23 protein-coding genes are annotated in these 20,661 nt (G+C 69.8%); 8 read left to right on the plus strand and 15 right to left on the minus strand.

Annotated elements, in window-relative coordinates:
* Positions 1-14: 14 nt before the first annotated feature.
* Positions 15-914 carry a hydroxymethylglutaryl-CoA lyase gene (locus Ate02nite_RS44095; RefSeq protein ID WP_203813921.1) on the minus strand — a complete coding sequence of 300 codons (900 nt, stop codon included), beginning with the start codon at positions 912-914 and terminating at the stop codon, positions 15-17.
* 58 nt (positions 915-972) lie between these two features.
* Here Ate02nite_RS44095 and Ate02nite_RS44100 point away from each other — a divergent pair, with 58 nt between their 5' ends.
* Together Ate02nite_RS44100 and Ate02nite_RS44105 are read left to right on the plus strand one after the other, a co-directional pair.
* Positions 973-2,166 carry a CaiB/BaiF CoA transferase family protein gene (locus Ate02nite_RS44100; protein WP_203813922.1) on the plus strand — a complete coding sequence of 398 codons (1,194 nt, stop codon included), beginning with the start codon at positions 973-975 and terminating at the stop codon, positions 2,164-2,166.
* A 2-nt stretch (positions 2,167-2,168) separates the two neighbouring features.
* Entirely contained in the window at positions 2,169-2,795 is a 627-nt protein-coding gene (locus Ate02nite_RS44105; protein ID WP_203813923.1) for an isochorismatase family protein, read from the plus strand.
* Positions 2,796-2,826: 31 nt separating this feature from the next.
* Here Ate02nite_RS44105 and Ate02nite_RS44110 read toward each other — a convergent pair whose 3' ends face one another.
* On the minus strand, positions 2,827-3,795 hold the full coding sequence (locus Ate02nite_RS44110; RefSeq protein WP_239148152.1) for an alpha/beta fold hydrolase: 969 nt from the start codon (positions 3,793-3,795) through the stop codon (positions 2,827-2,829).
* Between the two features lie 97 nt (positions 3,796-3,892).
* Positions 3,893-5,995, minus strand: a complete 2,103-nt coding sequence (locus tag Ate02nite_RS44115; protein WP_203813925.1) for an MMPL family transporter — start codon at positions 5,993-5,995, stop codon at positions 3,893-3,895.
* 56 nt (positions 5,996-6,051) lie between these two features.
* Between Ate02nite_RS44115 and Ate02nite_RS44120 the strand changes: the two genes are divergently transcribed.
* Positions 6,052-6,531 (plus strand): MarR family winged helix-turn-helix transcriptional regulator, encoded by a 480-nt coding sequence (locus Ate02nite_RS44120; protein ID WP_203813926.1) that lies wholly within the window; start codon positions 6,052-6,054, stop codon positions 6,529-6,531.
* 94 nt (positions 6,532-6,625) lie between these two features.
* On the opposite strand, the gene Ate02nite_RS44125 is transcribed toward Ate02nite_RS44120, so the two are convergent.
* Positions 6,626-8,065 (minus strand): nickel/cobalt transporter, encoded by a 1,440-nt coding sequence (locus Ate02nite_RS44125; RefSeq protein WP_203813927.1) that lies wholly within the window; start codon positions 8,063-8,065, stop codon positions 6,626-6,628.
* Between the two features lie 58 nt (positions 8,066-8,123).
* Complete coding sequence (locus Ate02nite_RS44130) at positions 8,124-8,582, minus strand: MarR family winged helix-turn-helix transcriptional regulator (protein WP_203813928.1); 459 nt, start codon at positions 8,580-8,582, stop codon at positions 8,124-8,126.
* 19 nt (positions 8,583-8,601) lie between these two features.
* Here Ate02nite_RS44130 and Ate02nite_RS44135 point away from each other — a divergent pair, with 19 nt between their 5' ends.
* The 3 genes from Ate02nite_RS44135 (at position 8,602) to Ate02nite_RS49635 (ending at position 10,600) form a co-directional block, all read left to right on the plus strand.
* Entirely contained in the window at positions 8,602-9,351 is a 750-nt protein-coding gene (locus Ate02nite_RS44135; protein ID WP_203813929.1) for a siderophore-interacting protein, read from the plus strand.
* Between the two features lie 101 nt (positions 9,352-9,452).
* Positions 9,453-10,043: an MFS transporter gene (locus Ate02nite_RS49630; RefSeq protein WP_275423001.1), complete on the plus strand. Its 591-nt coding sequence runs from the start codon at positions 9,453-9,455 to the stop codon at positions 10,041-10,043.
* A complete protein-coding gene (locus tag Ate02nite_RS49635) occupies positions 10,040-10,600 on the plus strand; it encodes an MFS transporter (protein ID WP_275423002.1) in 561 nt (186 codons plus the stop codon). The genes Ate02nite_RS49630 and Ate02nite_RS49635 overlap by 4 nt, the downstream gene beginning before the upstream one ends.
* Here the strand turns inward: Ate02nite_RS49635 and Ate02nite_RS44145 are convergent.
* Together Ate02nite_RS44145 and Ate02nite_RS44150 are read right to left on the minus strand one after the other, a co-directional pair.
* The gene (locus tag Ate02nite_RS44145) at positions 10,560-10,994 is read right to left on the minus strand and encodes a hypothetical protein (protein ID WP_203813930.1); all 435 of its coding nucleotides are present in this window, start codon (positions 10,992-10,994) and stop codon (positions 10,560-10,562) included. The genes Ate02nite_RS49635 and Ate02nite_RS44145 overlap by 41 nt on opposite strands.
* Positions 10,995-11,102: 108 nt before the next feature.
* Positions 11,103-12,545 (minus strand): MFS transporter, encoded by a 1,443-nt coding sequence (locus tag Ate02nite_RS44150; protein ID WP_203813931.1) that lies wholly within the window; start codon positions 12,543-12,545, stop codon positions 11,103-11,105.
* A 291-nt stretch (positions 12,546-12,836) separates the two neighbouring features.
* Between Ate02nite_RS44150 and Ate02nite_RS44155 the strand changes: the two genes are divergently transcribed.
* On the plus strand, positions 12,837-13,445 hold the full coding sequence (locus tag Ate02nite_RS44155; RefSeq protein WP_239148153.1) for a TetR/AcrR family transcriptional regulator: 609 nt from the start codon (positions 12,837-12,839) through the stop codon (positions 13,443-13,445).
* Between the two features lie 76 nt (positions 13,446-13,521).
* Here Ate02nite_RS44155 and Ate02nite_RS44160 read toward each other — a convergent pair whose 3' ends face one another.
* Positions 13,522-14,388 (minus strand): dioxygenase family protein, encoded by an 867-nt coding sequence (locus Ate02nite_RS44160; RefSeq protein ID WP_203813932.1) that lies wholly within the window; start codon positions 14,386-14,388, stop codon positions 13,522-13,524.
* A gap of 182 nt (positions 14,389-14,570) precedes the next feature.
* On the opposite strand from Ate02nite_RS44160, the gene cysD reads away from it, so the two are divergent.
* Positions 14,571-15,215, plus strand: a complete 645-nt coding sequence (cysD, locus tag Ate02nite_RS44165; RefSeq protein WP_203813933.1) for a sulfate adenylyltransferase subunit CysD — start codon at positions 14,571-14,573, stop codon at positions 15,213-15,215.
* On the opposite strand, the gene Ate02nite_RS44170 is transcribed toward cysD, so the two are convergent.
* The 7 genes from Ate02nite_RS44170 to Ate02nite_RS44200 all read right to left on the minus strand — a co-directional run bounded on the left by Ate02nite_RS44170 (position 15,212) and on the right by Ate02nite_RS44200 (position 20,657).
* Positions 15,212-15,541, minus strand: coding sequence for an ArsR/SmtB family transcription factor (locus tag Ate02nite_RS44170; RefSeq protein ID WP_203813934.1), 330 nt, complete (start codon positions 15,539-15,541; stop codon positions 15,212-15,214). The two genes, cysD and Ate02nite_RS44170, sit on opposite strands and share 4 nt — an antisense overlap.
* On the minus strand, positions 15,528-15,962 hold the full coding sequence (locus Ate02nite_RS44175) for an SRPBCC domain-containing protein (RefSeq protein ID WP_203813935.1): 435 nt from the start codon (positions 15,960-15,962) through the stop codon (positions 15,528-15,530). The genes Ate02nite_RS44170 and Ate02nite_RS44175 overlap by 14 nt, the downstream gene beginning before the upstream one ends.
* Positions 15,963-16,023: 61 nt before the next feature.
* On the minus strand, positions 16,024-16,944 hold the full coding sequence (locus tag Ate02nite_RS44180) for a CE1 family esterase (RefSeq protein WP_203813936.1): 921 nt from the start codon (positions 16,942-16,944) through the stop codon (positions 16,024-16,026).
* A gap of 39 nt (positions 16,945-16,983) precedes the next feature.
* On the minus strand, positions 16,984-18,645 hold the full coding sequence (locus Ate02nite_RS44185) for a hypothetical protein (RefSeq protein WP_239148154.1): 1,662 nt from the start codon (positions 18,643-18,645) through the stop codon (positions 16,984-16,986).
* Between the two features lie 14 nt (positions 18,646-18,659).
* Positions 18,660-19,580, minus strand: a complete 921-nt coding sequence (locus Ate02nite_RS44190; RefSeq protein ID WP_203813937.1) for a sulfotransferase domain-containing protein — start codon at positions 19,578-19,580, stop codon at positions 18,660-18,662.
* A 1-nt stretch (position 19,581) separates the two neighbouring features.
* A complete protein-coding gene (locus Ate02nite_RS44195; RefSeq protein ID WP_203813938.1) occupies positions 19,582-20,364 on the minus strand; it encodes an alpha/beta fold hydrolase in 783 nt (260 codons plus the stop codon).
* A complete protein-coding gene (locus Ate02nite_RS44200) occupies positions 20,361-20,657 on the minus strand; it encodes an acyl carrier protein (RefSeq protein WP_203813939.1) in 297 nt (98 codons plus the stop codon). Before Ate02nite_RS44200 ends, Ate02nite_RS44195 begins: the two co-directional genes overlap by 4 nt.
* Positions 20,658-20,661: the final 4 nt, after the last annotated feature.

The raw sequence follows: 20,661 nt of genomic DNA on the forward strand, positions 1-20,661 counted from the left end.
CACCGTTTCCATTCTTACGCAAGAGCCGGAAAGTCACCCGCCCGTCCGAGCTGCGCCGGCACCTGCGGCAGAACGAGCTCGGCGCCGATCCAGGTGCCGGTCTCGGCCGCCAGGGTCACGGCGACGCCAGTTTCCAGGCCGGAACGGTTGAGCAGGTAGGCCAGGTCCTCGGTGGCGATGTTGCCGGTCGCGGCCGGGGCGAACGGGCAGCCGCCGATCCCGCCGAGGCTGGCGTCGAGGGCGACGAAACCGAGGGTCGCGGCGGTGATCGCGTTGGCGTACCCGGTGTTGCGGGTGTTGTGGAAATGCGCGCGCAGCGGCACCCCCGGCGCGGCCTCGCGGGCCGCCGCGGCCAGGTCGATCACCTGCGCGGGCACGCCCACCCCGATGGTGTCGGCCAGGCACAGTTCGTCGAGCGGGCCGGCGTCGGCGATGATCGCCCGTACCCGATCGGCCTTGACCTCGCCGGTGAACGGGCAGCCGAAGGCGGCCGCCACCGTGAGCGTCACGCCGAGCCCATTGTTGTTCGCCTTGGCAGCGACCTCTCGGAAGCCCTCCAGCGAGGTCATCGTGTCCATGCCCTGGTTGCGGCGGGCGAACTCGTCGGTGGCGACGACCACGTAGTTGATCTCGTGCGGCCGGGCAGCCGGGTCGAGCGCGAGGATGCGGTCGAGACCACGGCCGTTGAGTACGAGCGCGATGTAGCGGACGCCGACCGGGCGGGGAACGCCGCGCAGCACGTCCTCGGCGTCGGCCATCTGCGGCACTCGATCCGGGCGGGCGAACGCGGCCACCTCGAGGCGCCGCAGACCGGCCGCGAGGGCCCGGTTCACGTACTCGATCTTCGTCTCGGTGGACAGGACCCGCTTCTCATTCTGTAGACCGTCGCGCGGCCCGACCTCTACTATCTCCACCCTGACCACCCTATCGTTCCGGCTAGCGAAACACTGTTTCCACGGTTAGGGTAACCGCGTGACAGCACCTCTGAGCGACATCCGGGTCATCGAGACCGGCACCCTCCTGGCCGGCCCGTTCTGCGGGCAGCTCCTCGGCGACTTCGGCGCCGAGGTCATCAAGCTGGAGGACCCGGGCAAGGGCGACCCGATGCGTCAGTGGGGCCGCGAGAAACCGCATGGCCAATCGTTGTGGTGGCCGGTGGTCGCGCGCAACAAGAAGTCCGTCACGTGCAACCTGCGCACCCCCGAGGGCCAAGATCTTGTGCGCCGGCTGGTCGCCGAGTCCGACGTGCTCCTGGAGAACTTCCGGCCCGGCACGCTGGAGAAATGGGGCCTCTCCTACGAGGCCCTTTCCCAGATCAACCCCAAGCTCATCCTGGTCCGGGTGACCGGTTACGGCCAGACCGGGCCCTACTCCCCGCGGGCCGGGTTCGGCTCGATCGGCGAGGCGATGGGTGGCCTGCGCTACGTGACCGGCGAGCCCGACCGGCAGCCGTCACGCAGCGGCATCTCGATCGGCGACTCCCTCGCTGCCACCTACGCGGCCTACGGCACCCTGGCCGCGCTGCACGCCCGCGAGCGCACCGGCGTCGGCCAGGTCGTCGACTCGGCCATCTACGAGGCGGTGATGGCGATGATGGAGTCGCTGATCCCGGAGTGGGCGGTGGCCGGCTATCGGCGGGAGCGCACCGGGGCGATCCTGCCCAACGTGGCGCCCAGCAACGGCTACCCGACCGCCGACGGCTCCGACGTGCTGATCGCCGCCAACCAGGACACGGTCTTCCGCCGGCTGGCCGACGTGATGGGCCGGCCCTCACTCGCCGACGATCCGCGCTACGCCACGCACGGTGCCCGCGGCGAGAACCAAACCGAGCTGGACGAGATCGTCGCGGCCTGGACGGCCACCCTGCCGGCCGGGAAACTGCTGGAGATGCTGCACGCGGCCGGGGTGCCGGCCGGCGGCATCTACACGGCCGAGGACATCCTGGCCGACCCACACGTGCAGGCCCGCGAGGCGGTGGTGACGGTGGACCACCCCTCGTTCGGGAAGGTGCCGATGCAGAACGTCGCGCCGCGCCTGTCGGCGACGCCGGGCGCGGTGAAGTGGGCCGGGCCGGAGCTGGGTGCGAGCAACGATGAGGTGTACGGCGAACTGCTCGGCCTCTCCGTCGCGGAGAGGGAGAGCCTGCACGCAAAAGGGGTGATCTGAGGATGTCTGATCTCGATCGGGACTATGCGACGGCCGGGTTCGCCCGGCGGCTCGGCTGGGGCGTGCGCCCGGCCGTGCTTCTGGTCGACCCCGCGCTGGCGTACACGTCTCCGGATTCGCCTTTGTATTTGAAGTCCGGCCAGGCGGCCGCCGCCGCGATGGCCACTTTGGCGGCGAAAGCTCGCGAATACAAAATCCCGGTCGTCTGGACCAGCGTGCACTTCGCCGACGAGTCGTGCTCGGAGGCGCCGCTGTTCGCGGCCAAGGTGCCGGCCCTGAAGGTCTTCGCGGACGGCAATCCGCTCGGCGGCTTCGCTCCCCCGCTGTCGCCGGCGGCCGGTGAACTGGTCGTGATGAAGCACTACGCGAGCGCGTTCGCCGGCACCTCGCTCGCCGCCTGGCTCGCCTCGCACTCGATCGACACCCTGGTCATCGGCGGTTATTCGACAAGCGGCTGCGTGCGGGCGTCGGCGCTCGACGCGCTGCAGAACGGCTTCCGGCCGATCGTGGTGCGCGATGCCTGCGCCGACCGCGAGGGCGGCCCGCACGAGAACAACCTCTTCGACCTGAACGCGAAATACGCCGACGTGATCGGCCTAGACGAGGCCCTGTCCGCCCTCCAACGATGAAGGACGGACAGGGTTTCTTACCCCTGGGGACTCAGCTACCGCTGAGAGTCGTGATGGTTCCGGCCGTGAGCAGGCCCTGGTAGTACGTGCCGCCCGGGTAGTAGATGGCGGTGCTGGTGCCGGCCACCGCGTCGTTCGCCCAGTTCACCGCGAAGGTCTGCAGCGCGGTCACGTTCGCCGCCTTCGACGTCCCACCGAGCAGCGTGCACAGGAAGTTGGTGCTGGCGCCCTCGGCGTCACAGTGCGAGCCGGTGGTCAGCCGCACGCCCAGGAACGACCGGGGCACGTCCTTGATCAGCTCGGTGGTGCCGCTGGCCTGGGAGTTGGCGGTGTAGGGCGGCGACGAGATCGCGTAGATCGGCAGGCTGGTGCCGGCCAACCCGGCCAGACCGGTCGCCATGTTGGTGCCGTTCGGCGACAGCACCGGGTCGAGCAGCTGGAGGAACTTCAGGTTCGCGAACGCGGCCGGGTAGGTGGTGCGCAGCCGGTTGGCGATGTAGGTGACGGCGTCACCACCGGCCGAGTGCCCGGCGATCACGTACTTCGCCGGAGGAGCCTGCCCGGTGCGGCCGGCCTTGCCCGCCGCGGTGGTGTAGCTCTTGGCCAGGTTGCTGGTCGAGGTGGTCAGCTCGCCCAGCCAGCCGGCCACGTTGTTGAGGAACGCGGTGTTGTCGCCGGTGTTGTTGACCGCGCAGTTGTTGCCGGCTGTGGAGGACGGCAGGGTCGGCGCGAACACCAGGAAGCCGGCGTCGGCGTACTTGCCGGCCAGGGCGTCCATGTTCGCGTTGGAGCGGCTGAAGCCGTGCTGCAGATAGACCAGCGCCTTCGGCGTGGTGGTGGCCGGGAAGTACCAGTTCGCCGCCTGCGAGAGGGTCGAGCTCCCGCAGGCGACGGCCACCGTGGTGCCGGCCTTGGTCCAGGTGGCTGCCGCGTGACCGGTCGTAGGGGTGGCGACCAGCACGCAGGCGGTGACGAACAGGGTGGAAAGGATTCGGCGCACAAGACCCTCCATGAGTCGTCTGTAACACGCTCCGAAACGGTGTTTCCATTCACCTGTATCTATCGCCGCATGTCAACACCCGGTTTTCCCACCCCGCTCAGTCGACGTGCGCCAGCGCCTTCTCCTCTTCGGACATTTCCGGTTTGCCGGATACCGGCCGGGCCGGCCACCAGAACCGCTCGCCCAGCAGCAGCGCCAGCGCCGGCACCACGACCGTCCGCACCAGCAGCGTGTCGACAAGCACCCCGACGCCGACCACCACCCCGATCTGGGTGAGCACGATGACCGGCAGCACCCCGAGCACGGCGAACACCGCGGCGAGCAGGATGCCGGCCGAGGTGATCACCCCGCCGGTAGCGGCCAGCCCGCGCAGCATCCCGGCCCGGGTGCTACCCCGCAGGATCGCCTCGTCCCGGGCCCGGGTAACCAGGAAGATGTTGTAGTCGACGCCGAGCGCCACCAGGAACAGGAAGCTCAGCAGCGGCACGCCCGCATCGAGGGCCGGCATGTCGAACCCGGTCTTGAGCAGCACGGTCGCCGCCCCCAGGCTGGCCGCGTAGCTGATCACCACGGTGACCAGCAGCAGAACCGGCGCGAGCAGCGAGCGCAGCAGCGCCAGCAGCACGAACAGCACGACGATCAGCACCAGCGGGACGATCACCCGGTCATCGCGCAGGTTGGCCTCGCGCTTGTCAAAATCGGCGGCGGGGGCGCCGCCGACCAGGGCATCCGGCACGGCGGCCCGCAAATTCTTGATCGTACGGTCGGCCGCCGTCGTCCCCGAGTCGTCGGTCAGCTGCACGCCGAACTGGGTGAGCGACCCGTCGACGGACTTCTCCGCCGGCAGCACCGCCGCGACCCCGGCGACCTTGCGCAAAGCCGCGTCGGTCTGGTCGGCCTGCGCCGAGTCGACGATCACCTGGGCCGGCTGGGCGGCACCGGCCGGGAAGTGCCGGGCCAGGGCCTCCTGCGCGACGATCGACTCGACCTTGGTGCGGAACTGCTCGGTCTGCGACAGCCCGACGTCGAGCTTCAGCAGTCCCGCCGAGAAGAGAACCAAAACCCCGAGGGCCACCGCGAGTACGGCACCGGGCCGCTTGCCGACGCCCCGGGCCACCCGCGACCACCAGCCGGTCTCGGTCGGGTCGGCGCTGCCCACCGCCGGCACCTTCGGCCAGAACACCCCGCGCGGCAGCGCCACCACCGCGGCCGGCAACACGAACAGCCCGAACAGCAGCGCGACGATCACGCCGACGGCGGCCGAGACGCCGAGCGTCCGGTTCGAGGTGAGCACCGCGGCAAGCAGGGTGAGCAGGGCCAGCACGACGGTGCCGGCGCTGGCGGTGATCGCCGGGGCGGCCGCCCGCCAGGCCCGGGTCATCGCCTCCTGGCGCGACTCGGTGCGGCGCAACTCCTCGCGGTAACGGGAGATCAGCAGCAGCGCGTAGTCGGTGCCGGCCCCGAAGACCAGCACCGAGACGATGCCGGAGACCGAGGCGTCGGTGCGCTCCCCCACGATCCGGGCGATCCACGGCAGCAGCTTCGCGACGACCTGGTCGCCGAGCCCGATCACGGTGAGCGGGACGATCCACAGGATCGGGCTGCGGTAGGTGATCAGCAGCAGCACCGCGACGACCACCGCGGTGGCGATCAGCAGGGTGACGTCGGCGCCCTCGAACGCGGCCGAGATGTCCCGGCCGATCGCCGCCCCGCCGGTGACCTGCACAGTGAGGCCGGCAGGCAGGTCGGTGGCGTGCAGCGTTTCCCGGATCTGGTCGACGACGGCGTGCTGCGCGTCGGAGTCGAGGCCGTCCGGCAGTTGGATGACCACCAGGGCGGCCTGGCCATCCTCGGAGAGGACCGGCTTGCCGGCCTCGCCGATCTTCGCGCTCCCCCCGTCCCGGCCGGCGTTCTCGAGCTTGGTGCTCACCTCGGCGAGCGCGCTCTGGTCGGCGTCGGTGAGCGCCGCGTCGGCCCGTTCGTAGACCAGGACGGCACTCTCCGAGCGCCCGCTGGCGAACCGGTCGGCCAGCTCGGTGACCCGGGTGGACTGGGCCCCGGCGGGCAGACCGTCGGCCGGACCCGCTTCCGGCTGGGCCGGTGAGAACGCAAACGCGAGACCGGAGAGAATGATCGTCGCGAAGAGGACTGTGAGGACCCCGAAGCGGGTAGTCAGCCAGGCGATACTGCGCTTGGTCATTGGGAGCAATCCTCATTAGTTCGATGACAGAAATTTTCGGTCATGGAAACGATAGGATGTCATCCGTGCCCCCGCAACCCGAACCGCAGCGCGACGCCGTAATGAAAGACCTGGTGGCCGCGCTGCAGACGTTCACCGTCGAGAGCGACGTCTTCGTCGACGTCTTCGCCCGCGCCCACCAGCTGCACCGCAGCGACCTGAACGCCATCATGTGGATCAGCAAGGGCACGACGTCCGGCGACCCGATCACCGTCGGCGAACTGGCCACCCGCCTGCGCCTGAGCCCCGCCGCGACCACCGCCCTGGTAGACCGCCTGGAGAACGTAGGCCACGTGCGCCGCTCCCGAGACCCAGGCGACCGCCGCCGCGTAACGGTAAAGATGAGCGACACCGCGTTCCGGGTAGCTTCAGCGTTCTTCGTCCCCTTGGGCGGCCGAATGAACGAGGCGGCCGAGGAGTTCACCACCGAAGAGCTGGCCCGAACCGCCGAGATCGTCCGCCGCCTGACCATCGCCTTCAACCCCCCAACCCCCTGACGGCCGCCCCTCGCACTCCCGTCCCGATCTTGTGGAAGTCCCGCTCGGAACCGACAGCAGCCCATCAAGATCGGGGTTAAGCGAGGCGCGCCAGCTAGGCCGCCGCCGCGACGCTCAGGACTCCGCCGACGGTCATCGCGGCGCCGAGCGCGACGACCACGGCCGCCGACACCATCGGCAGCTTCGCGAACAGGCGCTCGCCGCGCGCCGGCCGCAGCCGGGCGATCGCGCCCCGCGCCGACACCAGCACCAGGCCGAGCACGACCAGAACGGCGGCGAGGCCGACGCTGAACGCGACGATCATGGCCAGCCCGAGCGCGGTGCGATGCAGCCCGACCGCGAGGATCAGGATGCTCAGCGCCTCCGGGCACGGAATGAGCCCACCCGACATCCCCATCGCCGCCACCTCCCGCCACCCGCGCCGGGACGGATCGAGCGGCGGGTCCTCCCCCGGCACCAGCCCACCATCAGCGTGCGAATGGCCATCAGCATGCGAATGGCCGACAACATGTGCATAGCTATCAACTTGCGCATGGCTGACAGCGTGCGCATGGCTGTGGGCGTGGCTGGTGCCATGTGGGTGCGGATGACTGTGGGTGTGGTGGCCGGTGCGCAGGTCTTGCCAGCGGCGGCGGGCTATTCGCACTCCTAGGATCAGGACCGCCGCGCCGGTGGCCAGTTCCAGGGTGGGGACCAGGACGGTGGGTAGGACGTAGTGGCCGGCGGCCAGGACTGCGGCTCCCAGGATCAGCACCGATGAGGTGTGCGTGGCGGTGATTACGCCGCCCAGGGCTACCGCCTGGCGGGGTGTGCCCTTCGTGCCGATCAGATAAGCGGCGAGCATCGTCTTGCCGTGCCCGGGCGTCAGCGCGTGGAACGCTCCCAGCAGCGCGCACACCCCGATCAGCACCAGCAGCGCCCAGGGTGAGGCGAGCGGTTCGCGCAGGGCGGCCAGGGCTCGGTCCTTGACGCCCGGGTTCTCGTCCGGAACGGAAGCGCCGGGTGTGGGCGGGCCCAGCCGGAAAGCGATGGTGCGGCCCTCGGCGGCGTGGGTGACGTCGTGCGCCGACACCGTGGCGTGGGCCGGGGCGACCACGTCTGCCTGCACGGTCGTGCGCTCTCCCGTGGCGTACCCCTCCTGGAAGTTGATCTTATGGGCCGCGGCCGGGAGTGGCGCGCTCGCCAGGATGATCACCGCGCCGCCGCCGGCCGCGAGAATCTCGTAAGAGGGGTATCGGGTGCGGGTCACGGTGACCGGGACGTCGGCGCCGTCGATGGCCAGGCGCATCGCGCGGCCCACCGACGCGGCATGCGCGGTCGTCTCCGCCTCGGTCAGGTGGTGGTCGCCGTCGGTGTCGATGCTGCCGGCGAAACCGGCCCCGACCAGGGCACCCGGCGTGAGGTCCAACTCGACGCCGAGCACACCGTCGCCCGGCGTCAGGTAGACCTGGTGGACCACCTGGTCGATCGGATGAGCCTGCACCGGGGTGACCGACAGGGCGGCGGCCGCGAAAATCGGCAGGGCGAAAGACATGGTCGAAATTAGACAAATGCCAACGGCGATCGCGTGGGCTTTCGCCGCGAAGACCCTCCTAGGTCTGCGCGCGGATCCGGTCCAGCAGCAGCGTCAGCGACGGCAGCGCGGCCTCGATCCGGGCCCGGTCCTCGGCCGGCAGCTGAGCCACCGCCCGGGTCATCGCCTCCGAGCGGCCCTGCCGGAACGCATTCAGCATCTCCTCGGCGCGGGCGGTCGGGACCAGCAGCACCGACCGGCCGTCGGCCGGCGACGGGCGGCGCTCGACCAGGCCGTCGGCGGTCAGGTCGCGCACCAGGTTGCTGATCGTGGGGCGGGCCAGGTGCAGGTCGTCGGCCAGCTGCGCGGGGGTCTGGCCGCCCGAGTGGGACAGCCGGCGCAGCACCGCCACCTGCGATTCCGGCAGCGCGGGCAGGTGACCGGCTCGCCGGGTGGCCTGCACCAGGGTGCGGCTCAGGCCCTGCACCAGCCGGACCAGACGGTCGGGCAGCTCACTTTCCTTGCGTACGCGCGTCACAGCATGACAGCATAGTTTTGTGGCAAAACTATTCCAAGGGATCCGGCGCGAACCGCGCACGCCGCGGCGGCGGGTGCTGCGGGTGAGCCGGGTCGAGGAGCTCAGCCCCACCATGCGGCGCATCTGGCTGGGCGGGGACGACCTCGAGGCCGACTTCCCGTTCAGCGAGCTCGGTGCGACCGACCACGTCAAGCTGGTCCCGCCCGACCCGGGCACCGGCCGGGTCGAGCTGCCGCCGCCCGGTGGCCCGCGGCCCGACATGCGCGACTACACGATCCGGCGGTTCGACGCGGCCGCCAAGGAGCTGGCCCTCGACTTCGTGCTGCACGAGCACGGGCCGGCCGGGCGCTGGGCGATCACCGCCGCACCGGGCGCCGAGATCGGCGTGCTCGGCCCGCGCGGGTCGCAGATCTATCCGGCCGACTGCTCCGACTACCTGCTGGTCGCCGACGAGACCGGGCTGCCGGCCCTGGAGCGCTTCCTCGAGGAGCTGCCCGCCGCCGTGCCGACCCAGGTGATCACCCTCGGCGCGGCACAACGGACGTTGCACCGAGAAGCGACCTGGCTGCCTGACGCGTCCACCCTGGTCGCGACCGTCGCCGGGCTGCCGCTCGGACCCGAGAGCTTCGCCTGGGGTGCCGGCGAGACCGGTGAGATGCGCGAACTGCGCACCCACCTGCGCACCCGGCTGCCCGCCGAGCGGGTCTCGGTGCGTGGCTACTGGAAGCAGGGCCACGCCGGCAGCGCACCGCGCGAGGAGGAGGACTGAGCACCGCGGCACCCCGGCGGTTCGCCGCCCTGCGCAACCCCGACTGCCGTCCGTACCTGTTCGGCGCGGCCCTGGCGATGATGGCCGACAACATCGAGCACGTGATCACGTACTGGGTGCTGTGGGAGAAGTTCCACTCGCCGGCCCTGGCCGGATTCGAGGTGATCAGCCACTGGGTGCCGTTCCTGTTCTTCTCGGTCTACTTCGGCGGGCTGGCCGACCGGTTCGACTGCCGCCGGGTCATCCAGGCCGCGCAGGCGCTGTTCATGCTGGTCTCGGCGCTGTGGGGAGTGCTGCTGCTGACCGGCACGCTGCAGATCTGGCACGCCTGCGTGCTGCTGGTCCTGCACGGGCTGGCCGGGTCGCTGTGGGGGCCGGGCGAGCAGCTGATGCTGCACGACTTCGTCGGCGACGAGGACCTGGGCAGCGCGGTGCGGCTCAACGCGACGTTCCGCAGCCTGGGCGTGCTGTTCGGGCCGGTGATCGGGTCGGCGCTGCTGCTCGGCCTCGGACCGACCGCGGGCATCTTCGTGAACATCGCGTTCTACCTGCCGCTGACCATTTTCCTGTTCCGCACCCGGTTCACCGGGCACACCCGGGACGGCGGCATCGTCAAGCACGAGCGGGTCGGCCTGGTCACCTCGCTGCGGGTGCTGCGCACCATCCGGGCCAACACCACCCTGTCAGCATGATCGTGCTGGGTGGGCTGGGTTCGTTCTTCATCGGTGCGTCGATGCAGGCGGCCATGCCGATCTTCGCGCAGGACCTCGGCGCCGGCAGCGCCGGCACGGCGTACGGCATCCTGCTTTTTGCCAACGGCGCCGGCGGCGTCCTCGGCGGCCTCCTCCTGGAGGCCACCGGATGGATTCCGCCTACGGTGGGTGCGGCGATAGCCAGCACGCTTGCGTACGGCGTGAGCACGCTCTTCTTCGCGATGTCCGGAAACTACGTGTTATCGGTGTCGCTGCTGGTCGTCGGCGGGGTGGCGAGCCTCGCCTCGATGTCGATCGGACAGACCGTGGTGCAGCTGCTGGCCCCGCCGGCCGAACGCGGCCGGGTGATCGGGGTCTACGGCGTCTCGGCGAGCGGCCTGCGGTTCGGCAGCGGCATCACCGTCGGCCTGTTCGGCGCGGTGGTCGGTGTGCACTGGTCGCTGGGACTGAGCGCCGCCGCCCTGTGCGTCGGCACGATCGTGGCGGCGCTGGTGCTCAGGCGACCCGCCAGAGCGACCGCTCGTCCCCCGGCTTGAGGATGCAGGTCAGCTTCTTCTTGGCCTTGGTGTAGCCGAGGCCGCCGATCGGCGAGCAGAACGCGTTTTCCTTGATGTTCTTCTGCGCCTCCCCGGGTTTGACGGTGGTGGCGGCCGGCACCGGCTTCGGCTTGCTGGGTTTGCTGGTCGGCGTCCAGGTCACGTTCGGCTGGGGCTTGCCGGTGGTCGGCTTCGGCTTGATGCTCGGCGTCGGGGTGGCCGGGCCGGCCTCGGTGCGGGCGGGCGCCGACGCCGACGTGTCCGCCGTCGCCGACGGCGGCACGAACTCCGGCACCGCGGACGTGCTCGTGTCCTCGCCCGAGGAGCATCCGCCGGCGAGGGCGGCGACAACGGCAAGACCGATCAGCGTACGTCTGGCGCGGAAGATAACCATCCGGACACCTTTGCCGTTTTCCGCGACCGGGACGATCGCACGTTCGTGCCGTTCAGTTTGTCCGGCCGGGGACGACGGCCACCTTCTCCGGTGGCCGTCGTCCGCCGATCACTCCTCCGGCAGGGCGGCGTCGGCCGTGGCCGAGTGGGTAGGTATGAACACCGCGAGGGCCGCGGCCAGGATCGCGGCGCCCGCGCAGATGGCGAACAGCAGCTGGTAGGCGCCCAGCGAGGGCAGCGCGTGGCCGCCAAGGTCCATCGTCTTGGCGGCCAGCAGGGCACCGCCGATGGCGCTGGCCAGGGAGCTGCCGACGCTGCGGAACAGGGCGTTGAGCCCGTTCGCGGCGGCCAGCTCGGAACGCGGCGCGGCGTGGATGATCAGGCCGGGCATGGCCGCGTAGGCGATGCCGGTACCGGCGCCGGCGATGGTGGCGCCCAGCACGACCTCCCACAGGCTGCCGGTGAGCCAGATCCGGCTGAGGAAGCCGACCGCGATGATCAGCGAGCCGATGATGAGCGCGATCCGCGGCTTGAGCTTGGCCGAGACCGGCGACAGCAGCAGCATGATGATGCCGCCGGGCAGCATGCACAGGCCGCCGACCAGGATCGACTTGCCGAAGCCGTAACCGGTGGCCTCCGGCGCCTGCACGTAGGTGGCGGTGCCGATCAGGGTGGCGAACAGGGCGAAGCCGACGAACAGCGACGCGATGTTGGTCAGCAGCAGCGCGGGCCGGGCGGTGGTGCGCACGTCCACCAGCGGCGACTTGATCCGCAGCTCGAACACCACGAACGCGACGAGCAGCACGGCCGAGGCCACGAACAGGCCGACGGTCCGGCCGCTGCCCCAGCCCCACGAGTCGCCCTGGGCCAGCGGCAGCAGCAGCGACAGGATGCCGCCGCCGAGCAGGGCGGTGCCGACCAGATCCATCCGGCCCTTGGCCGAGCGGAGCGGCTCGGGCACCAGCAGCACGATGCCGGGGATGGCCAGGATGCCGCCGACCACGCAGATCCAGAACAGCACGTGGTAGTCGGCGTACTCGGCGATGACCCCGGCCAGCGGCAGGCCGAGGGCGCCGCCGACGCCCAGCATGGCGCTGATCACGGCGATGCCGGAGCCGGCGTGTTCCCTCGGCAGGGTGACACCGATCAGGCTGATGCTCAGCGGCACCACGGCCACCGACAGGCCGACCACCGCGCGGCCGACGATCATCCAGGCCAGGGTGTCGGAGAGTGCGCAGATCAGCGAGCCGAGAACAAGGGCGCTGAGCGCGACGAGCACCATCTTGCGGGTGCCGTAGAGGTCGCCGAGCCGGCCGAACGCGGGCACCGCCACCGCACCGACCAGCAGCGTCGAGGTGAGCAGCCAGGCGATGCCGTCACTGCCGGTGTTCAGGTCGATGGCGAGTTCGCTCATCACCGGGACCAGCAGCGACTGGGTGAGCGACACCATCAGCGCACCCACGCCGATGACCAGCAGGATCACGACCTGCCGCCCGGTCCAGGTCTTCCCGGGCGGAGCTGGTGGCGCTTCCACTTCGACGGCTTGTGACATGGCTTGCTCCCTGGTTGAACCTTCGTGGCAGAATCTGCCACGAGGCAGACAGTGCCACGACTCTGTTGCGGTGCGGTAGCGAGCCGGGTCTCTGAGAGCGGGGTCACAGCGGAAGCGACGCCCAGGGCCTGTCCTGCCGATCGCGTGGGAGCGAGGCGAGGTCCAGGTGTCGTCTGGGTGCGCGGCGCGGGCGCCCGGATACCGGTGTTGTATCTGGGTGTTCGCGCCGTGCGGCCAGGCGGCGGCTGGGCCACGCCGCAGCCCCGCGTGATCGGCAGGACAGGCCCTAGGATGGCGGAACCGGAAGGGAGCGGGCCGATCACCGGGCTGAGGGACCTGAAGCGGGAGCGGAACCGCGTGCTGACCGCCGAGACGGCGTGGCGGCTGTTCATCCAGCGCGGCTACGACAACGTCACGGTGGCCGACATCTGCGCGGCCGCCGAGATCGCGCCGCGTACGTTCCACCGCTATTTCGCCAGCAAGGAAGACGTGATCGGCGAGCCGCTGCGGTACATGACGAGCCTGGTGTCCGAGCACATCGCCGGCGCGCCGGCCGGTATGCCCGACCCGGCCGTGCTGCGCAGCGCCATGCACAAGCTCGGCGTCTTCGTGGTCGAGCACCGCGACTGGCTCGGCGCCCTGCGCACCGTGATCCAGAACTCGGCGCACCTGCGCGAGGGTCATCAGGGCGTGCCACCCGAACGGGAACAGGAGATCATCGCGCTGCTGGCGGCCCGGCACGGTACGAGCGGCGAGCCGAGCTGGCAGCAACGCCTGCAGGTGGCGTACGCCGTGACCGCGTTCCGGATCTGGCACGACGAATTCCTGCGCGGGAAGGTTCTCGACCCGCTCGCCCAGCTCGACGAGATGGTCGCGACGATCGAGCTGACCTCGAGCTGACATCTGGCGGAGTCCCGCCCGGACCTGGAGGGCCATTCCCTGGGAGGAAAGTTAGGTCCGGACGGGACAGACCCGGTCAGGCCGACAGGCGCGAAGCGCCGCCAGCCAATTCGGAATCGGTCGGGTCGACCGTGATGGTCAGGTTGGCCACGTAACCGGCCGCCACGCTGCCGGTCAGGGTGGCCATCTCCCGGGCGGCCAGGTCGTCGCCGAACACCATGTCGCTGGCCAGGGTGGTCCGGCGCATGTTGGCGGTGCTGCCGGTGTAGCCGTAGCTGCTGGCGTACACCAGCTTGGACTCGGCCTCCGGGAGCGCGATCTGCGAGGTCTTGCGGATCGGCCCGGCCCCACTTGTCGCGTTGGACAGCGACGAGTACACCTCGAAGTGGATGTGCGGCCACCGGCCGGTGTAAGCAGCCGGGTAGATCGTGGTGAAGGTGACCTTGCCGGTGGAGTCGGCCACCTGGATGCCACGCAGGTAGTTCTGGGTGGTCGCACCGGACGAGTACAACGAGTACCGGCCGAGCTTGTCGCAGTGCCAGGCGTAGACCGCGGCGCCGGCCAGCGGCGTGCAGGCCAGGTTGTTGATGGTGAGCGAGAACTGCAGCAGGACGCCGGTGGCGACGGTGGTGGAGGTGCCGAACGAGGGCCGGATGTCGCTGCGCACGATGCCGCTGAGCACGCGCACGTCCGGGCCGTTGGAGCCGTCGGCCGGGAACGGCCCGGCCGTCTCCGACTCGACCTCGGCGAGACAGGCCGCCGCCGCGGCCTCGGCCTGCCCGCTCGCGCCGATCAGCGAGCCGCCGGCCACCGCGATGGCGCCGGCCCCGCCGAGAACGGCGAGCATCCGCCGCCGGGACATGGTGCCGAGGTCGAACGCGAGGCCCTTGTCGTGGACCTCCCGCACGTACGCCTCGTTGTCCTGCTCCGGTAGTTGTGGCATGAACCTTCCTCCTGCTCTTGCGTGGTGCAGCCGAGCGGCCCGAGGACCGCCTCTGGGGGACGCAAGAGAGATAAACATTGAAGTCTATGAATGACCTGTGGTTGATCAATTGTCCCGCATACCGAAACGGTCATCCTCCCCGGGCGATTGTTCCCATCGTCAACGGTCAATACGATTGCCAAATGAAGCAGCCCTCTCCATACCGTGTTTCGCACCTGGACGCGCTCGAGGCCGAGAGCATTTTCGTGATGCGCGAGGTGATGGCCGAGTTCGAGCGCCCGGTAATGCTGTTCTCCGGCGGCAAGGACTCGATCGTGATGTTGCGCCTGGCCGAGAAGGCGTTCACCCCGGCCCGCATCCCGTTCCCGGTGATGCACATCGACACCGGGCACAACTTTCCCGAGGTCCTCGAATATCGCGACTCACGCGTTGCGGAAATGGGTTTGCACCTGGTTGTCGCCAGCGTCCAGGAAGCGATCAACACCGGCCTGGTCCGCGAGCTACCGGACGGCACCCGCAACCGCATCCAAACCCCGGTGCTGCTGGCCGCGGTGGAGAAATACCGTTTCGACGCACTGTTCGGCGGCGCCCGCCGAGACGAGGAGAAGGCCCGCGCGAAGGAACGGATGTTCTCCTTCCGCGACGACTTCGGCCGCACCGTCAGCGACGCCTCCCAGACCGCCGCGGTGCTCTCCGACGCCGACACGGTGGAGAAGGTCATCGACGAGGTGGCCGCGACCCGGGTCACCGAGCGCGGCGCCACCCGAGGCGATGACCGCGTCTCCGAGGCGGCCATGGAGGACCGCAAGCGCGAGGGCTACTTCTAGCCCAGGTGCTGCTGGAGGGCGGCGAGGGGGCCGTCCCAGTCTCGGGACAGGGCGGCGAGGAACTGCTGGGCCACCTTCATTGACGCGGTGTCCACCCGGTAGCGGACTCGGCGGCGTTCGCCCGGCTCGGCCACCACCAAGCCGGCCTCGGACAGCAAGGCCAGGTGCTTGGCGATGGCCTGGCGGGTGATCGGGAGGCGGGCGGCCAGGTCGGTCGCCGTCGCCGGGCCGGCCGACGCCAAGGTGGCCAGGATGGCTCGGCGGCTCGGGTCGGCCAGGGCGGCGAAGACCTCCTGGGCTACCGCCTCGGGGTCAGGAATTGCCATCGAGGTATTCGACCAACTCGCCCAGTTCGCTGGTCCAGCCCGAGGTGTTGCCGCCGAAGGCGGTCTTGTGCTGGTCGTCCGGTAGCTGTGCGAATCCGCTCTCCACCATGGTCAGCGTAGTGCCGGCGGCCGACGGGGTCAGCGTGAACTCCACGTAGGTGCGGCGGGGGTCCTCCGGCGGCAGGCCGTTGAGCGACCAGGTGTAGCCGAAGACCAGCGGCTCCTCCAGGCGTTCGATGGTCAGGGTGGCCTTGTCGCCGCTGGTCCAGGTCAGCACGGCCTGGCCGCCGACCCGCAGGTCGACCTCGGCGCTGTTGCCGAACCAGGTGCCCAGGCCGTCGGCGGTGGTCAGTGCCTGCCAGACCCGCTCGGGTGAGTGGGTGAGTTCGAGGGTGCGCTCGATGCGGTCGGGGAAGCCCATGACGTCTCCTTAGTAGCAACCAGTTGGTTGCCACTCAAGCTATAGCAACCAGATGGTTGCGTCAAACGCCGTTGAAGAAGCGCCAGATGGTGTCGGTGGCGTTCAGGGCCATGTAGGGCGGGTCCAGGCGCAGCAGGCGGGAGGCGATCGGGCCGGGGCCGTCCGAGCCGGGCCACTGGTGGCCGGCGCCGTCGACCGCGATCAGCTCCACCGCGCGGCCGTCGGGGCAGCGGGCCAGCGTGGTCGTGATCGCGCCGGTGGTGGTCACCGCCGGCTTCGGGCAGTCGTCGACCTTTCGCCAGGTGGCGTTCAGGGCCTCCACCGCGGGGCCGTCGATCTTCACGGGCAGGCGACCGTCGCCGGAGGTGCTGCGGCGGCCCGGTCCCCCGCCGTACGGAATGGTCTGATCGTCCTTGCCGTGGATCTGCAGGACCGACAGCGGGGCGGGGGCCACGCACGGGTTGATCATCGTGCCGGCCACCGGGGCGATTGCCGCGAACAGGGTGGTCTCGCAGGCCAGGCGGAAGGTGAGCAGGGCGCCGTTGGAGATGCCGGTGGCGAAGACGCGGGCCGGATCGATCGGGATCGACCGGCTCACCTCGGCCACCAGCGCCTTGATGAACGCCACGTCGTCGACCTGGTCGCGGGCGGCCACCCCGCAGCAGTCCGGCGAGGCGTTCCAGGTGCGCCGGACGCCGTCGGGGAACACGGCCACGAAACCGCCGGCCGTGGCCGCGTCGTCCCACTCGTACGACTTGGCGGCCTGCCGGCCGGTGCCGGCCGCGCCGTGCAGGACCACCACCAGGGCCGCCTTCCGGCCGGCCGGAATCACGGGCCGGAACACCCGGTAGGTGCGGTCGAGCGCACCCACCCGGATGGTGTGATCGGAGGCCCCGGTGGGGTCAGGTTTCGGCTTGGCCGGACTCGAGCAGGCCGTCACCAGGAGGAGGAAAAACGGGAGGAAAAGGGCCAGCCGTCGCATCCTGCCATCCTCCACACTCGGCGTTCGGAGCGGGTAATCCTATTTGCAGGATTTCGTCAGGTGAATGAGTTCCCAGCCTCCTTCGGGTACGTCATCCGTGAGATCGGTACGCAGGTTCATCGGGTTGGCCATGCCTAGATAGAGGCCGCCGGTCCCATCGACGATCATGTTGCGGATGCCGTAGTTGAGGTAGTTGCCCATCCCGGTGGTGTTGACCGCGGTCGCCTTCTGCTCGGGATCGGTGAACATCCACAGGTCGCCGCCGTAGCCGACCGGGTCGGGGGCGGCCACCTGGCTGCCGCCGCTGACGATGTCCTGCACGACGTACGACCAGTCCATCGTGCCGACGAACAGCTTCCCGTCGGTGACCACCATCCGCCAGGTGTAGTTGTTGTACGGGTTATCAAAACCGGACTTGCCGAACAGCGGGGTGTAGTTGGTCGTCTTGTTCGACCAGGTCTTGGTGACGCCGTCGTAGACCGGCAGCGCTACCGCCCCGTACACCAGCTCGATCTTTTGATCCGGGGTTCCGAGGTTCTTGCCCCGGAAGATCGACGTTGCCCGCTGGGTGCCCTTGACCTGTGCCTGCTTGGCCTCGTCGGTGTCCTGCGGGTAGACCTTCTGGTGCACCTTGGTGGCCTTCATCGGCACGTGCATGCTGCCCCACCAGAGGTAACCGCCGTAGGAGGCGACGCCGCCCATGCCGTAGGTGGCCGCGGTGACCTTGTCCGGTTCGTACTGGCGGGCGTTCCACACCTGCTTCCAGCCGGCCGCATCCTCGGTGGTCAGACCGGGGAGGCCGTCGGCCAGCAGCGGGCTGATCCAGACGCCGGCCATCTTCTCGGGCGCGTTGACCGAGCCCTCGGCCGGCCAGGAGGTGGCCGCGATCCGGCCGTCATAAGCGGACAGGTCGGCCGCCTGGACCGGCAGCGACGCCACCACGTCGAAGCTGAACGGGCTCTTCAGCGAGCCGGTCCAGCGCAGCACGGCACCGCCGTCGCCGCCGTTGACGCCCACCCCGACGCCCAGGTAGAGGGCGTTGTCGTACTGCAGGAAGGTGCGGACGTTGCCGTAGCCGGTGTACGTGGTCGAGCCCAGGTAGCGGTGCGAGCGGGCGTCGAACGCGAACACGTTCACGTAGCCCTCGGCGGTCGGGCCGGCCAGCAGCACGACGTCCTTGAAGTTGCCGGCCGCCCGCAGGCCGATGGTGTGGTCCCGGCGGTACTTGTCGTCGGTGGACCGCTTGTCGATCTGGGCGGACAGGTCGGTGTTGCGCTGGGAACGGGAGTCGTACACCCAGACCTCCGGCGGGCGTACGTCGCCGATCTCCGGAGGGATCTTCGGGTCGTTCTTGACCATCTGGCTCTCGGCGTACTCGCAGACGTAGTCGGCGTTGAGCACCGGTTTCGTCGCACCCAGGGTGGCGCCGGTGGTCAGGCAATTGTTGTTGGTGCCGGTGCCGAACCAGATGTCAGTGCCGACCCGGGTGAGGCCCCAGACGTACGCCTGGTTGACCTTGGGCTGGCCTTCGGCGCAGGGCGGTCCGGCCGGGTAAGGCACGCCGATCCCGTTGAAGCATTCGTCGGGCTTGGCCTTGGCCAGCAGCTTGTATTCGTAGGTGCCGTCGGCGGCCGCCGCCGATGCCGGCGCGGCGGACGCCACGACCAGGACGAGGGCGGCGGCCAACGCGGTGATTCTCACGGCAGGTTTCTCCTCTATTTGGTACGGACGCGGTGTGCTACTCCGTCGGCCCAGCCGGCTGGGTCGTCGAAGAGCAGGAACTCGCCGAGGCGGGTGAGCTGGCCGACCGGGTCGAGCAGCAGATCCTCGTACGTCATGAGCAGTAGGTTTTCCGGTTTTGCGTCGTCGACCGCCTGCTGGGCCTGGCTGCTCATGAAGGCGCACAGGTGCACGTAGCGGCTCGGGTCGTCACCGCGTTGCTGCAGCAGTTCGGGGGTGATCCGGTCGGGGAGGTAGGGCGCGAGTTCCTCGGGTACCTCCTGGTCGGGGCGCACCCGGAAGGGGTCGATGCCCCAGCGGCTCAGCGCTTCCACCCTCAGTTGCACGAGTTGGAACGACGGGTGCCTGCTCATCGATTTGGCCGAATCGGCCCAGTTGCGTTCCAAGTAGACAATCCGGGCGTCGGGGTAGTTGGCCAGCAGGAACGGCGCTACCTGGCTGGAGCCGCCGGAGCGTTCCACCCACCGTTGCTTTCCTGTTTGGGCCGCCAGGAGGTCGAGGAAGTCTTTGTGATGCTGCGCTGCTTCTTGCCGGGGGAAAGCCTTCACCCGCGGCGCGAGTTGATCGAAGAGCCCGTCCGGGTCGTCGGTCAGCTTGGCCAGGGTGATGCCGAGGATGCGGGGCATGTCCTCCTGGTTGGCCGCCCACTTGCCCGTGCTCGGGTAGCGCACCTCCTTCGGCGGGAGACCGATCCGGAAGAGGGTGGAAATTTCCTCTTTTGGGCTGGACAGCACAGCCCAGTACTCGGCGCCGGTCAGCACCTCCATCGACCGCGACCAGGGCGCCATGGTCATGAAGAACTCCTGCGCCGACAGGGTCTCCGGCTCCTCGTGGATGAGGTCGGACAGCAACGTCGAACCGCAGCGGCCGTTGCTGATGATGATCGAACGCTCCATGTCAGCCTCCCGGTTGAGAGGTACGCAGCCAGGCCGTGATCGCGGCCCGGACGTCCTCCGGTTGATCGATGAGCAGCGTGTGCTTCTGCCCGGCGAAGACCCGCAGGGCGGCCTGGGGCAGCAGGCGCTGGGTCTCGGGGGCCATCTCGACCACGTGCGACCGTTCGCCGTACAGGCAGAGGACCGGGCAGGTGATCGCGGCCAGCCGGTCGCGCGACGGCAGGCGGCTGGCCGGCAACTCCTCGCGCACGCTGGTCTCGGCCAGCAGGCGGGCCGCGTCCTGGGCCCGCTGGGCGCCCAGGGCACCGCGCCGGGCTCCGACCGTGACCAGGGCGCGGGGGCGGCTCACGGCGGCGGCCAGCTCGCCGATCCGGTTGGTGAGCCGGGCGAACCAGGCGGTGGTGGGTGGGCTTGATTCCACACTGACCAGGGCGCTTACTCGCGAGGGGTGCCGCGCCGCGTAGGCGAACGCGACCGTGCCGCCGAACGAGTTGCCCAGCAGCAGCACTTTCCTCTCTTTTTCCAGCAATGCGGACAGGTCGTCGACGAAGTCGTCCAGGGCGTACCCGATGGTCGGCCTCTCGCTGCGGCCGTGCCCGCGCAGGTCCAGCAGCAGCACCCGATAACCCAGCTCGACCAGCGGGTACGCCATCGTGAAGTACCAGCTGGCCATCGAGTCGGTGGCCAGGCCGTGCAGCAGCACCGCGGTCGGCGGCTCGGCCACCCCGGTCGGCACCAGCTCCTGCACGTGCAGGGTGACGCCGTTGGCCCGGACCAGGGTCATGGCCGCTCACCCGCCTCGCTCATCGACAGCACGATGTGGTCGACGAGCTGACCGACGCGCAACTCACGCACCGAGTCGACGTCCAGGGTCGCGACGAACTGGGCCAGGTTGACGCCGGCGCCGTATCGCGCCTGCAACCGGCCGGCCAGCGCGACCACATCGATGCTCTCCATGCCCAGGTCCTCGCGGAACGTACTCTCCGGGGTGATCTCCTCGGCGCCGAAGTCGCCGAGCACCGCCTGCACGATCCGGGTGACCTCGGCGGTGACCGAGGGGGTGTCGACGGGGATCACTGAT

The organism is Paractinoplanes tereljensis (genome assembly GCF_016862435.1).
Lineage (GTDB): Bacteria > Actinomycetota > Actinomycetes > Mycobacteriales > Micromonosporaceae > Actinoplanes > Actinoplanes tereljensis.